We start from the raw sequence: 14,479 nt of genomic DNA, 5'->3' as shown, positions 1-14,479 counted from the left end.
CGCATATCGAAAGGTAGAGACATGGCCGAGATCGTTCTCAAACATGTTCAGAAGGTGTATCCCAACAACGAGTCAAAAAAGAAGGGCTTCTTTGGCAAAAAGAAGAAGACCGAGGAGAAGAAGCACAACCTCAAGGTTACCGAGGACGGTGTGCTCGCTGTAGAGGACTTCAACCTCACCGTTCACGACCAGGAGTTCGTCGTCCTCGTTGGCCCCTCTGGCTGCGGTAAGTCCACGACGATGCGCATGGTCGCCGGCCTGGAGGACATTACCTCGGGCGATGTGTTCATCGACGGCAAGCGCGTCAACGACGTCGCTCCTAAGGACCGCGACATCGCCATGGTGTTCCAGAGCTACGCTCTGTACCCCAACATGACGGTGTACGAGAACATGGCGTTTACGCTTGAGCTCAAGAAGGTTCCCAAAGACGAGATCGACCGCAAGGTTCGCTCCGCTGCCGAGATTCTGGGCATTACCGAGTACCTCGACCGTAAGCCCAAGGCGCTCTCCGGCGGCCAGCGCCAGCGTGTCGCTATCGGCCGCGCCATCGTGCGTGACCCCAAGGTCTTCCTGATGGACGAGCCACTGTCCAACCTGGATGCCAAGCTCCGTAACCAGATGCGTGCCGAGCTCATCAAGCTGCGCCACGAAATCAAGGGCACCTTCATCTACGTTACTCACGACCAGACCGAGGCCATGACCCTTGGCGACCGCATCGTGGTCATGAAGGACGGCGTCGTCCAACAGATCGCCACGCCGCAGGAGGTCTTCAACCATCCCGCGAACATCTTCGTCGCCGGCTTCATCGGCGTGCCGCAGATGAACTTCTTCGATGCCCAGCTGGTGCGCTCGGGCAATGGCTTTACCGTCAAGACCGAGGATATGAACGTGGCGCTCGCCCCCGAGACTTGCGCTCAGCTTGCCCTCAACTGGGACGGCGGCGACGTGAAGGAGATTACGGCCGGCGTGCGTCCCGAGCAGATCCTGCTTGCCGACAAGGACGAGGAGGGTGCGCTCCAGGGCACCGTCGAGGTGACCGAGCTCATGGGCTCGACCGAGCATGTCCACGTGACCGCTCCCGACGGCCAGTTTGTCCTGATTATCCCCGTCGTCGACCTCGAGGCCAAGGGCGCGCTCAAGGCTGGCGACACCATCTGGTTCAAGTTCGAGAAGAACGCGACCCATCTCTTCGATAAGGTGTCTGGCAAGAACCTTATCTAGGCCCGGTGCATCCAGGCCCTCCCTTTGGTCGACTGCGGTATTGCCATCCTTTTGCCGCGGTCACATATAAGGCTCCCCTCCCGTCCACTGGGCGAGAGGGGAGCCTTTCTTTGTGTTGGGGTTGTCTGGCCGGTCGTTTGTCTCGATCTGTAACAGGTAGGGCCGATTTCGGACGTTAGATGTTACAGATCGAGACGGTTCCGCCGAGCTAACCATTTCATCTAAATCTGTAACACCAAAGGCGAATTTCAGCTGCTAGATGTTACAGATTGAGATAAACCCAAGGGGAGGGGCCGGTATGTCTCAATCTGTAACAGCTGGGGCCGTTTTTACCGAGTAGCTGTTACAGATCGAGATTCTTCGGTCGAGTCGGGTTGCAGGGTAACGTGCGGGCACAAAAAACGGAGCCGTGTCGCCACGACTCCGTTTCTCAAGAGGATGGGTAAGGGAAGTGAAATTAGTTCAGGTGCCAGATCTCGTCGTTGTACTGGGAGATGGTGCGGTCGGACGAGAAGGTGCCGGCGTTGGCGATATTGATGAGCGCCTTGCGCATCCAGGCGTCCTGGTCCTCGTAGTCGGCCAGCACGCGCTCCTTGGTCTGGATGTACTCCTCAATGTCGAGCAGGGCCATAAACCAGTCCTTGCCCTTAATGTCGTCGTGCAGGCGCTGCAGGCGCTCGGCATTGCCGGTCGCCATAAAGGCCGGGTTGGTGATGAAGTCCACCAGCAGTTTAATGCCGGGCTTGCGGTAGAGCACACCGGCGTCATAGGTGCCGTTGGCATAGAGCTGCTCGACCTGTTTGGACGAGGCACCAAAGGTATAGATGTTCTCGTCGCCCACGAGCTCGGCAATCTCCACGTTGGCACCGTCGAGCGTGCACAGGGTTAGGGCGCCGTTGAGCATGAACTTCATGTTGGAGGTGCCGCTCGCTTCCTTGGAGGCCAGGCTGATCTGCTCGGAGATATCAGCGGCGGGGATCACGCGCTCGGCGGCGGTGACGTTGTAGTTCTCGATCATGACAACCTGCAGGTAGGGAGCCACGTCGGGGTCGTTTGCAATCCACTGCGACAGCGTCAAGATCAGATGGATGATGTCCTGCGCGATAGTGTAGGCAGGCGCCGCCTTGCCGCCAAAGATGATGGTGACGGGGTGCTTAGGTCTGTTGCCGTTCTTGATATCGAGGTACTTCCAGATGATGTAGAGCGCGAGCATCTGCTGGCGCTTGTACTCGTGGATGCGCTTGACCTGGACGTCGATGATGGCGTTGGAGGGAATGGTCACGCCCTGCTCGAGCGCCATGAACTGGCGCATGATGGTCTTGGCCTCGACCTTGGTGGCGGCCAGGCGCTCAAGAACGTCCTTGTCGTCGGCGAACTTGGCGAGTTTGCTCAGATCGCCGGTGCTGCGCCAGTCGGTGCCGATCACATCGTCGAGCAGGCTGGCGAGCGCGGGGTTGGCCCCATGGATCCAGCGGCGGAAGGTGATGCCGTTGGTCTTGTTGGAGAACTTATCGGGATAGATTTCGTAGAACGGATGAAGCTCGGTGTCCTCCAGGATCTTGGTGTGGAGGGCGGCTACGCCGTTGATGGAGAAGCCAAAGTGGATGTCCATGTGGGCCATGTGGACGGTGTCGTGCTCGTCGATGATGGCGACGCGCGGGTCATCGTGCTCGGCCTTCGCGATCTCATCGAGCTTGACGATAATGTCGGCGATGGCAGGGGAGACCTTCCGCAGGCTGGTGAGCGGCCACTTCTCGAGCGCCTCGGCAAGAATCGTGTGGTTAGTGTAAGCGACCATGGAGCGTACGATGGTCACGGTCTCGTCAAACTCGATGCCATGCTCAGTGGTGAGCAAGCGAATGAGCTCGGGGATGACCATGGTGGGGTGCGTGTCGTTGATCTGGACAACGGCGTAATCGGCCAGATCGTGCAGGTTGCTGCCGCGCTCGACGGCCTCGTCGATCAGGAGCTGGGCGGCGTTGCTCACCATGAAGTACTCCTGATAGATGCGAAGTAGGCGGCCCTGCTCGTCGGAATCGTCGGGGTAGAGGAACAAGGTGAGGTTCTTGGCGATCTCGGTCTTGTCGAAGTCGATGGAGCTGCCGGGGACCAGGCCGTCGTCGACGCTCGCCAGGTCGAACAGGCGCAGGCGGTTCTTGGTGGGCTGGCCGTAACCGGGCACATCGATGTTGACGAGCTTAGAGGTAACGGCAAAATCGCCGAACTCGACGGTGTAGGAGCGGCCATCGTCGACTAGGATGTCCTGCTCACCGAGCCACTCGTCGGGGACGGCCTTCTGCTGGTTGTCGACAAAGCGCTGACGGAACAGACCGTAGTGATAGTTGAGGCCCACGCCATCGCCGGTCAAGCCCAGCGTGGCGATGGAATCCAAGAAGCACGCGGCCAGGCGACCCAGGCCACCGTTGCCGAGCGACGGCTCGACCTCGAATTCCTCGATCTTGTTGAGGTCGTGGCCTGCGGCGGTGAGCTGGTCCTTAACCTCGTCGTAGATGCCGAGGTCGATCATGTTGTTGATGAGCAGCTTACCGATCAAAAATTCGGCGGAAATGTAATAGAGCTTTTTCTTGCCGTTGTTGAGCGGGCAGGCGGCGGAGCGCTCTTGCACGAGTTTGACCAGCAGCTTGTAAATGCGACGGTCGTCGAGCTGTTCGAGCGAGGTGCCAAAAGACTGCTCGGCAAGATCCGCAAGATTGATACGGGGCATGTTTCCTCCTGTGATGGGTTGATTGCATGTCAGAAATTCAAAAGAAGCCCGCGCGAGGGATTGGAGTTGCCTCGCGCGGGGAAAACGGACGCGTCCGCATGATGGGGTGGGGTCGGGCGCGGTGGCTTCTATTGAGGGAGCTCGATTCCGGCTTCCGACGGGATGCGGAAGTAGGTCTCGGTCCAGTCGGTGAGTTTGTGCTCGAGCTCGCGGGTGATGGCGCCGTCGAGCATGCGCCAGGTCCAGTTGCCGCCCAGCGTGGCGGGGGTGTTGATGCGCGCCTCGTTGCCCAAGTTGAGCAGGTCCTGCATGGTGTAGATGCACGTGTCGCTCACGCTGGCGGCGATGGTGCGATTGAGTGCATCTGCCATGGGCTCGCCCGCCTGCTGATGGGTGTACAGGGCTGCCTGCTCACGCTGACGCGGGGTGGCCGTTCCCTCAAACCAACCGCGCGCCGTCTCGTTGTCGTGGGTGCCCACGTAGGCGACGGTGTTGGCGGTGTAGTTATGCGGCAGGTAGTACGAGTTGGTGCCCTCAAAGGCAAACTGCAGGATCTTCATGCCGGGGAAGCCCGAGTTGTCGCGCATGTCGATGACGCCGGGGGTGAGGAAGCCCAGGTCCTCGGCGATGATGGGCAGCGTGCCGAGCTTTTCCTCGAGTGTCTTGAAGAACTTGAGGCCGGGACCCTGCGTCCACGAACCGTAGGACGAATCGGGCGAGGAGAACGGCACCTCCCAATAGGCCTCGAAGCCGCGGAAGTGATCCAGGCGGATGACGTCGTACATGTCGAGGGCGGCGCGAATGCGGCCCTCCCACCAGGAGAAGCCGTCGGACTCCATGGCGTCCCAGTCGTAGATGGGGTTGCCCCAGTACTGGCCGGTGGCCGAGAACTGGTCGGGCGGCGTGCCGGCGACGCTCACGGGATTGCCGGCGGCGTCGATCTTAAAGAGCTCAGGTGTCGCCCACATCTCGACGGAGTCACGCGAGACATAGATGGGCAGGTCGCCGATGATGAGAATGTCGCGATCGTTGGCATAGGCCTTGAGGCGGCTCCACTGGCGATCGAAGAAGTACTGCGTCATCTGGTGGTAGAGCATACGCGCCGGATGGTCGGCGCAGACCTTGGCGGAAGCCTCGCCGCGGGTGCGGAGCTCCGCGGGCCACTCCCAAAACGCCTTGAGACCGCACTCCTCTTTGACGGTCATGAACTCACAGTAGGGGATGAGCCAGTCCTCGTTGGCTTGGATAAAGTCATCGAAATCGGCTGGCTTGTCGGCGGCAAAGCGCTCAGCGGCGCGGTCGAGAATCTGACGGCGGCCGCCAAAGATAGCACCGTAGTCGACATTGCTGGGGTCGGATCCCAGATACACGCCATCGATATCGCGCTGCTCCAGATACCCTGCCTCGATAAGCTCGGCAAAGTCGATAAAGTTGGGGTTGCCAGCGCGGGCCGAGAACGACTGATAGGGCGAATCGCCATAGCTGGTCGTCGTAAGGGGCAGAATCTGCCAGTAATGTTGTTTGCACGAGGCGAGAAAATCGACGAAGTCGTAGGCATTCCAGCCAAAGCCGCCGATTCCGTATGGTCCGGGCAGAGATGAGACGGGCATGAGGACGCCGCTTGCACGCTCCATGAATGCGCTCACCAACCTTCTTGTTGTGGGGTCGGCCTGCCAATGGGTGTGCAGTCCGCCTCCGATGTTCTGATTCGATACGCCTATTGTAAAACATGTTGTTTAAACATGTACAGGCAAGATAAAAAAGTTGGTCGATTTTCGGCGAATGGTTACATGCCATGAAAAAGCCCCGACCTCACAACGTGAGATCGGGGCAAGAGCGGTATGTAGGTTTTTTGCTACTCGGCGTCGGCGAAGCCGTTGGGGTTGTGGCTCTGCCAGTTCCAGCTATCGCGGCACATGTCCGCGATGTCGTACTGGGCCTTCCAGCCCATCATGCGCTCGGCCTTGGAGGCGTCGCACCAGTTGGCAGCGATGTCGCCGGCGCGGCGCTCGCGGATCACGTAGGGCAGCTCCTTGCCACAAGCCTTGGAGAAGGCGGCGACGACCTCGAGTACCGAGGTGCCGGTGCCGGTGCCCAAGTTAAAGATCTCGACGCCGGTCTTGCCGTTCATCCAGTTAAGGGCGGCAACGTGACCAGAGGCCAGATCGCACACGTGGATGTAGTCGCGCACGCCGGTGCCGTCGGGGGTGGGGTAGTCGTTGCCAAAGACCTGAACGGCCTCGAGCTTGCCCACGGCGACCTGGGCGACATAGGGCACCAGGTTGTTGGGGATGCCCTTGGGGTCCTCGCCGATCAGGCCCGACGGATGAGCGCCGATGGGGTTGAAGTAACGGAGCAGCACGACGTCCCACTCGGGGTCGGCGGTGTGGACGTCCATAAGGATCTGCTCGATCATCCACTTGGTCCAACCATAGGGGTTGGTCGCGGGCTTCTTAGGATCCTCCTCGGTGACGGGCGGGTTGTCCGGGTCGCCGTAGACGGTCGAGGAGCTCGAGAAGATGATGGACTTGCAGCCATGGTTGCGCATGACGTCGATGAGCACCAGGGTGTTCTCGATGTTGTTGTGGTAGTACTCGACGGGCTTGCTCACCGACTCGCCGACGGCCTTAAAGCCGGCAAAGTGGATGACGCGGTCGATCTGATGGGTATCGAAGATCTTGTTCATCGCATCGCGGTCGAGCACGTTGGCCTCGTAGAAGGTGAGGTTCTTGGCGGCCTCGTCGCCCACGATGGTCTTGACGCGGTCGACGGCGACGGCGCTGGAGTTGGAGAGATCATCGACGATGACGACCTGGTAGCCACCCTCGAGCAGCTGAACGACGGTGTGCGAGCCGATAAAGCCGGCGCCACCGGTAACGAGGACGCAGGTGTCTTTGGGGTCGAGTGCTTTGGACATGTAGTCTCCTATCGAATCAGGAACACTTCTTCAGGGGAGTATAGCGCAGGCAGGGACGCCCAAATTGTGCGCTGTAGGAAAAGCAGAGGATTGTGCTAACGTACTCATAGAAGAGCTTGCGTACGCATAACCTGATCTTTGGCATTTGCTTACGAGCCGCTGACCTTGTAGTTTCCTGCCGTTCGTGGAAATCGTTGGGACGCGCCATATGTACGCTAATATGTATGAGTTGAGCGACATATAAATAAACATGTAACGGAGTACATATGTCACCAAACAGCGATTCCATCCTTTCCCAGGAGCTCTCGCGCCGCACTGCCCTCAAGGCCCTGTTCGGCGCCGCTTCTGCGGCAGTTCTTTTTGGCCTGCCCGCTCGCGCCCATGCGGCGGAGGCTTCCAAAGAAACCACCGATAAACTGAATGCCGCCCAGGCCCAGCTCGACGAGGTTCAGGCCCAGCTCGACAGCATCGCAAATGAGTATGCGGCGCTGGCCAACAAGAATGCCCAGACCCTCAACGACATCGAGAATGTCCAGGGCAAGATTGACGACACGCAGGCCCAGATCGATGAAAAGAAGGCCGAGCTCAAGAAGAAGCGCAACGACCTTTCCGATCGCGTGGCCGCCAGCTACAAGTCCGGCGGCACGAACATCCTGTCGCTGCTGCTGGCCTCTGGCTCGTTTGAGGAACTCGTCGCCAACGCGCATTACGTTGAGAAGATCAACAAGAGCGACCGCGACGCCATCGAGGATATCCAGACGATTCAGTCTGAGCTCGACGCACAGAAGACCGAGCTCGAAGCACAAAAGGCCGACCTGGAGAAACTCAAGGACCAGCAGACGGCTCAGATGCAGGATATGCAGGCCAAGCAGCAAGAAGTCCAGACCGTGCTGAACGGTCTTTCCGACGACGTCAAGGAGCTCATGGCTCAGCGCGATTCCGAGATCCTCGCTGCCGCCCAGGCCGAGGAGGCCGCTAGGAAGGCTGCCGCTGCCGCGGCTGCCGCGAACAAGAACAATTCCTACTCGGGTGGTTCAAGCTCGGGTGGCGGATCGTATGCGCCCGGAACCCCGCAACAGAATGCCGGCTCGGGCAAACAGCAGGCCGTCGTCAACGCGTGCTACTCCACGCCTTCGCCGGGTCAGAACTGGTGCGCGGCGTGGGTTACCAATGTCTTCCGTAACGCCGGCGTTGGCTACTTTGGCGGTAACGCGTGCGATATGTTTAACGCATGGTGCTATAGCTCCGACCGCTCGGCGCTGCAGGTGGGCATGATCGTGGCCGATTCCTCGCACAGCGGCACGGGTGCTCCGGGCCTTATCTACGGTCATGTGGGTATCTACGTTGGCGGCGGCATCGTTATGAGCAACGAGGGTGCCATTACGTCTAAGTCGCTTGACTCGTTTATTAGCTTCTATGGCACTGGCTCTGGCGTGCGTTGGGGCTGGCTCGGCGGTATTGCGCTGTCGTAGCTGCGGCTTGAAGCAAGTTGGTCCGTGGCTGCCCGGAAGGCATTAGGTTGCCTGCTCGGACAGTCCTGCTCGCACGGAGAGCACATTAAGTGCTCTCCGGCTCGTGCGGAACTCGCGATCAACCTAATGCCTTCCGGGCAGCCACGGACCTCTCGGATCCAATACGCCACACACCGGACTGGGTTATCTGAATAAATATGGCGAAGGCCCCTTTCGGGGCCTTCTTTTTTATTAGAGGAATTCGCCTACTCGGTGGACTTCGGGTTCTAGGTCTACGTCGAACTGCTCTTTGACGGTTGCTTGGATGTGGCGGATGAGTTCGTCGACGTCGGCGGCGGTGGCGTGGTTGGCGTTGACGATGAAGCCGCAGTGTTTTTCGCTCACCTGGGCGCCGCCGACGGCGTGGCCGCGCAGGCCGGCGTCCATGATGAGCTTGCCGGCAAAGTGGCCTTCGGGGCGCTTGAAGGTGGAGCCGGCGCTCGGCATGTCGAGCGGCTGCTTGTCTTCGCGGCGCTGGCGGTAGTCGTCCATGTCGGCCTTGATCATCGCGGCGTTACCCGGGGCGAGATTGAAAGTGGCCGAAAGCACGATAAAGCCGTCGTCGGCGATGCGGCTCTTGCGATAACCCAGGTTGAGCTCGTCGACATCGAACTCGATGATATTGCCGCTGCCGCGGGTGCCGTCGTCGAGCATGCGAGCGGGCTTGTAGACACGCACGGACTCCAGTACGTCGGCCATGCAGGCACCGTAGGCACCGGCGTTCATGTAGCAAGCGCCGCCGACCGATCCGGGGATGCCCGAGATGGGCTCCATGCCGGTGAGACCGGCCTCGGCTGCCGCCGCGGCGACATCGGAAAGCAAGGCGCCGGCTGCTGCCGTAACGTGCATGTCATCGACCGTAATGTCGGAGAGGCCCTCGCCCAGCGCCACGACGACGCCGCGGATGCCCTTGTCACCGACGAGCAAGTCGGAGCCGTTGCCCACGATAGTAAGCGGCAAGTTGCAGCGATAGCAGGTGTCAAGCGTGGCGACGAGTCCCTGCTCGGTATCGGGCGTGACAAAGACGTCGGCCGGACCGCCGATCTTAAACGTGGTGTGCTCGCGCATGGGCTCGCTCATGAGTACGTTGTCCTCGCCGGCAACGCCAGCGAGCGCGCAGAGCAGGTCCTCGTTAAAAAAGTCGTTCTCGTGCATACGGATATCCGCCTTTTGGTGGTTGTTGTCATCGATCGATTGCAATATACCCCACCTGGACGGATTTGGTGCGCTGGCGGCGATAAAACAGCCGTCCACCGGATTGGTAAAGTGTTTATCACCGAGGTAGATGGGCAGTCGCTATACTTTCAAGAGATTGCGCGTAAACCCGGAAGGAGCGAGATGGCCAACAAAGTCACCCTCAAGCAGATCGCCCAGGAGGTGGGGCTTTCCCCTTCGTCGGTTTCGCTTGTTCTCAATAATCGGCCCTGTCGCATCTCGGAAGAAAACCGCAAGCTCATCAAGGAGGTTGCGGCGCGCAACCACTATGTTCCCAACCAGATTGCGCGCAGCCTGGTCATGCGCGAGTCGCGCACACTGGGCCTTATCGTTCCCAATATCGAGAGCCGCTTTTTTGCCTCGCTCGCCGGCAGCTTGGAAAAGCGCTGCCGCGAGGACGGCTATGCGCTCTTTATTACCAGCTCGGGTGGAAGCGCCGATGACGATTTGGAACTGCTGCGCCAGCTGGTGACGCGCGGCGTCGACGGTGTCTTTCTGGTGGTGGGTGACGAGTTCTCCGACGATCGCGCCCTGCGCGAGGAAGTGAGCCATCTGCCCATTCCTGCCGTGATGGTCGATCGCGCCATTGAGGGCCTCGAGTGCGACAAGGTGATGTTCGACCACGAGATGGGCGGCTACATGGCTACGCGGTATCTGATTGAGCAGGGTCATCGCCGCATCGCCTGTCTGGTTAACGCGCGTCGCTCCAATACGGGCCGCAAGCGACTCGCCGGCTATGAGCGCGCGCTGCGCGAGGTGGGACTGCCCATCGACGCGCGCCTGGAGTTTGAGAGCGAGTACTACATTCCGAGCGCATACGAGGCCTCGGAGGCGGTGCTCGCAACCGATGCCACCGCCGTGTTCGCAAGCTCGGATAACATTGCCCTTGGCTTGCTCAAGCGCTTGCACGAGATGGGGAAGAGCATCCCGGGCGACATCTCTGTGGTGAGTTACGACAACTCGGCGGCCGACGTTCTCTTTGAGCCGGCGCTGACCGCGATTGAGCAGGATCCCGGTGTCCTTGCGGAGCATGCTTTTGGCTGCATGTCCAAGCGTCTTGCCGGTAGGGGCGGTAGACGTGCCGAAGAGGTCGTTCTGGAGCCGGCGCTTATCGTGAAGGACAGCGTGCTCGACCTTACCGAATATAGCTAAGCGTACTTGTTTGTTTGCATAGATTGCATGCGGAGTGTCCGCTATTTGCCGGTGGGGCCGGGGTGCCTGCTTTGTTTTGAGAAGTTCGCGAAGCCCACTTCTCAAAACAAAGCAGGCACCCCGGCCCTCGTCCGTGAACTTTTCCGCTGGGCGAGCCATAGGCGCCACGCACCGATGTGATAAAGCGGCGGCTTGAAATTGGTGCTATATTCAGCTTGAGTTGTTTAATGCTAGTACGGGAGGCTGATATGGGGCTGTTCAAGAAGAAAAACCCGCAGGATGCCTTTGATCCCGATGTGTTTACCATCACGGATACGATTTTGGACCCGCCGCGGTTTACGTTTTTGCCGGCTATCTACCAGGATGCCACGCGTCGCAAGTGGGCCGTGCATCAGCGCGGCGGCGAGCCGAAGATTTTTGACTATGCGGACGTGCTGCAGTGCGAAGTGGCCGAGGCGGGCGATCCGGAGGCCGATGAAGCGGTCTCTAAACAGGAATTTGCTCAGCGTATTCTGGCAAATCCCGCTAAGGCGGCAAAAATGAACGCTGCCAAACGTAATATGTGTCTTGGTATGGGCGTTGTTGTGGCGGTTCAGATGGGAAAAGACGAGGTTTCCAAATTAGAGATTCCCGTTATGACCGACGAAGTCAAACGCGATTCAAGCCTATATAAGTCGTATCGGAATGTCGCCGAGAGGATCAAGGCCGAATTTGATGCCATGGGAGGGCTGGCCTAATTTTGGCGGCATACGTTTCTGAATGAGGAGTCTGTGCAATGGCAGGCGAATCTTATGCAATTCCCCCCAAAGATCGTGCTGTTGAGGGAATTCTTTGGTATATCCAGCACCATCAGCTTGCCGGCGGCGATCGCCTGCCGGCCGAGCGCGTGCTGTGCGAAGAGATCGGCGTTTCGCGTACGGCGTTGCGCGCTGGTATCACGCGGCTCATCTCGTGTGGAACGCTCGAGAGCCGTCGCGGATCGGGTACGTATTTGTGTCCTCCTAAGCCGCTGAACATCTTCCAGGAAACGTATAACTTTTCCGATGCTGTGCGGACTGCCGGCCTGCATCCCTCTTCTCGTCTGGTTTCCACCGAGACCATCGAGGCGGATAAGACGCTTGCTGACAAGCTTGGGGTGGCTGTAGGCGCTCCTTTGCTCCGCATGCAGCGCGTTCGACTTATTGAGGGCGAGCCGGCGTCAATCGAGACGGCTCACGTTAACCTGTCCCTGTGCCCCGCGCTTTCCGATCATGATTTTGAGTGTGAGAGCCTTTACGATGTCTTGCTCAAAGAAGGTGGCGTGCGTGTTGAGCATGGACGTGAGCATATCTCCATCTCGCGTTTGAACGCCGAAGAGGCCGAGCTGCTCCAGCAAGAAGAGGGAACGCCGGTGTTCTATGAGAGCACGATCGAATTTGATAAGGACATGCGTTTTGTGGAGCATTGCAAATCGGTGATTTTGCCCACAAAGTTCCGCTTTGCCGATAACGGCGAAGAGAACGGCATGAGGAGCGTGGCAGGTGAACAATGGCTGAAACAGTAGTTGCCACCCCGGTGTATATGTGCATTCGACGCCGCATCGAGGAGCGTATCGAGCGCGGTATATATCCCACGGGTTCCATGATTCCGTCCGAAAAAGACCTCGCTGAGGAATTTGGTACGACACGCTTGACCATCCGAAGTGCTGTCGATGAGCTGGTTCGGCGTGGGCAGATTCGACGCGTCCGCGGAAAGGGCGCGTTTGTGGCACAGAAAGTGCCCGTTGCGTACGAGCGAACAGGAGGCTTTCGCGAATCCGTTCGTGCTTCGGGTGGCGAGCCGTCCGTCCGTATCCTCGCGCGTTCCAAGCGTTATGCGGGCCCATATTATGCCAACCTGTTTGGCATTGCCGAGGACGATTTGCTGTATTCGATTCGGCGTTTGAACTGCGTCAACGGCGATCCCGTATCGATTGAGACGGCGTTCATCCCGTGCCTGCTGTTTCCCACAATCGAAGATATTGACGTGTCGGTCTTCAGTTTGTACGAGACCTATGAGATGTTGGGCCGAAAGCCGGTCATGGCACAGGAAAAGCTCGATATCGAAGCGCTGGGCGCGCGAGATGCCGGCCTGCTTGGACTGGAGCAGGGCGATCTTGCCTTGACGCTTGAGTGCGTGAGCTTCGATGCGAGCGGCCAGGCGATCGAGTACGTCAAGTCGTTTAACCGCGGTGATGCGGGTGGATATACCTATACGTACTAGCTGATTTTTTGCATAACGGGCTGAAAAGCTGACGGAATTTTGATTCGTTGAGCAGACTGCATATACAACCTTACATGGCTCAAAATCGACCGTTCGCCGATGGGGATAAATTAATCGACAAAGAGGTATCAAAAAGCCGTAACCTGTAACTGTGATTGGTATCAAATACTAATGATTTATAACGAGGTGAGACGATGAAGATGCTCGATTACGTTCAGCTTGCCCATGTGCGCATGGGAGAGAACCTCGAGCGTTCGTCTGAGCTGGTAGCGCAGCTCGTTGATATTTTCCAGTCCGGTTCTTTTGACGCGCTGCGCATCGTTGCTTCGGGTTCGTCGCGCCATGCTGCCGATTGCGCCCGCGATTACCTGCAAGATGCCCTGCAAATGCAGGTGTCCGTTGTGACGCCCGAGGCCTTCGTCGATTTTGAACACACCTATCCGCAGCATGCGCTCAACATTGCCATCTCCCAGAGTGGCTATTCGACCAACACCATTGCGGCGCTCGATTACATGCGCGCACACGATATGGCTGCAGTTGCGCTCACGGCAAACGTCGAGGCACCCATCAAGGAGCACGCTGACATCGTTCTTGACTACGGTGTGGGCGTCGAGTCGGTGGACTTTGTGACTCTGGGCGTTGAGGTTCTCGTTGAGTACCTGGTGCTCTTTGGTGTGTACGGCGGTCAGGCGCGCGGAACGATTGACGCCAAGGGCGTTGCCCAGCGTCTTGACGACCTGCGCGAGGCTATCCATGCCAATGCCGTGATGTGCAAGACCGCCGAGGCATATGTCCAAGACCGCATGCTCGAGCTTTCTGAGCACATGCCCGCCATGGTCGTCGGCAACGGCCCCAACTACGGTGTTGCCGAGGAGGCGGCGCTCAAGCTGAGCGAGACCATCAAGATTCCTGCCATGCATCACGAGGGCGAGGAGTTCGTTCACGGTCCCGAGATGCAGATAACTCCAGGCTACCTGGTGTTTATTGTCGACGATCCGCAGGGGTCGGAGCGTCTTGCGAATATCGCCGATGCGCTATCGAACGTTACGGCAAAAACGGTGCTGCTCACGGCCCATCCCAGGGGTAGGGCTCATGAGGTTGCGGTACCTCAGGTGGCTCCGCTGCTCAGCGCAATTCCCAATCTTGTGTTCTTCCAGACGATTGCGGCCATAATCGCCGAGCGTCTGAAGTCATGGGACGTGCACCCGTATCTCGATGCCGTCTCCAAGCAAATGGAGGTCAAGGCAGAGGGCTACGAAGAGTCAGTCAATGCGCTTAAGGCCAAAGCGGCTGAGTGTTACGGAATGTAAGCGGGTTTTGATGCCCGTTGGCATGGGGGATGTGGAGACAACCCCAGAAAGGAGAGACAAATGAAGGAAACCGAGAAGATCGAGATCATGCATTTCGACCAGGAGGGCTATCTCGAGGACGGCAAGGCGCTCTACGAGACCGGTAAGAAGATGACCGCGCTCGCCGACAAGGTCGCCGACGAGGGCT

Annotated in this window: 11 protein-coding genes; 7 read left to right on the top strand and 4 right to left on the bottom strand. The window is 58.8% G+C overall.

All coding sequences use genetic code 11. The features are described 5' to 3' along the window. Positions 1 to 21 precede the first annotated feature (21 nt). Entirely contained in the window at positions 22 to 1,221 is a 1,200-nt protein-coding gene (gene ugpC / locus AAAX32_RS09480) for a sn-glycerol-3-phosphate ABC transporter ATP-binding protein UgpC (protein ID WP_349100663.1), read from the top strand. Between the two features lie 457 nt (positions 1,222 to 1,678). Here the strand turns inward: ugpC and AAAX32_RS09475 are convergent, their stop codons facing one another. The 3 genes from AAAX32_RS09475 to galE form a co-directional block, all read right to left on the bottom strand. Beyond that, on the bottom strand, positions 1,679 to 3,946 hold the full coding sequence (locus AAAX32_RS09475; RefSeq protein WP_349100662.1) for a glycogen/starch/alpha-glucan phosphorylase: 2,268 nt from the start codon (positions 3,944 to 3,946) through the stop codon (positions 1,679 to 1,681). Positions 3,947 to 4,074: 128 nt separating this feature from the next. Continuing rightward, a complete protein-coding gene (malQ, locus tag AAAX32_RS09470; RefSeq protein ID WP_349100660.1) occupies positions 4,075 to 5,592 on the bottom strand; it encodes a 4-alpha-glucanotransferase in 1,518 nt (505 codons plus the stop codon). Positions 5,593 to 5,801: 209 nt separating this feature from the next. Next, positions 5,802 to 6,863, bottom strand: a complete 1,062-nt coding sequence (galE, locus tag AAAX32_RS09465; protein WP_006235870.1) for a UDP-glucose 4-epimerase GalE — start codon at positions 6,861 to 6,863, stop codon at positions 5,802 to 5,804. Between the two features lie 266 nt (positions 6,864 to 7,129). Between galE and AAAX32_RS09460 the strand changes: the two genes are divergently transcribed. Further along, on the top strand, positions 7,130 to 8,335 hold the full coding sequence (locus AAAX32_RS09460) for a hypothetical protein (RefSeq protein WP_349100659.1): 1,206 nt from the start codon (positions 7,130 to 7,132) through the stop codon (positions 8,333 to 8,335). A gap of 231 nt (positions 8,336 to 8,566) precedes the next feature. Here AAAX32_RS09460 and murB read toward each other — a convergent pair whose 3' ends face one another. Next, positions 8,567 to 9,529, bottom strand: a complete 963-nt coding sequence (murB, locus tag AAAX32_RS09455) for a UDP-N-acetylmuramate dehydrogenase (protein ID WP_349100669.1) — start codon at positions 9,527 to 9,529, stop codon at positions 8,567 to 8,569. Positions 9,530 to 9,712: 183 nt separating this feature from the next. On the opposite strand from murB, the gene AAAX32_RS09450 reads away from it, so the two are divergent. The 5 genes from AAAX32_RS09450 (at position 9,713) to AAAX32_RS09430 (ending at position 14,292) form a co-directional block, all read left to right on the top strand. After that, entirely contained in the window at positions 9,713 to 10,741 is a 1,029-nt protein-coding gene (locus AAAX32_RS09450; RefSeq protein ID WP_195568720.1) for a LacI family DNA-binding transcriptional regulator, read from the top strand. A gap of 248 nt (positions 10,742 to 10,989) precedes the next feature. Beyond that, entirely contained in the window at positions 10,990 to 11,478 is a 489-nt protein-coding gene (locus tag AAAX32_RS09445) for a hypothetical protein (protein ID WP_349100657.1), read from the top strand. Positions 11,479 to 11,516: 38 nt separating this feature from the next. Beyond that, positions 11,517 to 12,284, top strand: coding sequence for a GntR family transcriptional regulator (locus AAAX32_RS09440; RefSeq protein ID WP_349100655.1), 768 nt, complete (start codon positions 11,517 to 11,519; stop codon positions 12,282 to 12,284). Next, positions 12,269 to 12,982: a GntR family transcriptional regulator gene (locus AAAX32_RS09435; RefSeq protein ID WP_349100654.1), complete on the top strand. Its 714-nt coding sequence runs from the start codon at positions 12,269 to 12,271 to the stop codon at positions 12,980 to 12,982. The genes AAAX32_RS09440 and AAAX32_RS09435 overlap by 16 nt, the downstream gene beginning before the upstream one ends. Before the next feature lie 194 nt (positions 12,983 to 13,176). Beyond that, positions 13,177 to 14,292 (top strand): SIS domain-containing protein, encoded by a 1,116-nt coding sequence (locus AAAX32_RS09430; RefSeq protein WP_349100653.1) that lies wholly within the window; start codon positions 13,177 to 13,179, stop codon positions 14,290 to 14,292. The last annotated feature ends 187 nt before the right edge of the window (positions 14,293 to 14,479 follow it).

The organism is Collinsella sp. CLA-ER-H3 (assembly GCF_040092425.1).
GTDB lineage: Bacteria > Actinomycetota > Coriobacteriia > Coriobacteriales > Coriobacteriaceae > Collinsella.
Note: the sequence above shows the minus strand (reverse complement) of the source record. Positions and strands in the feature narration are given on the sequence as shown.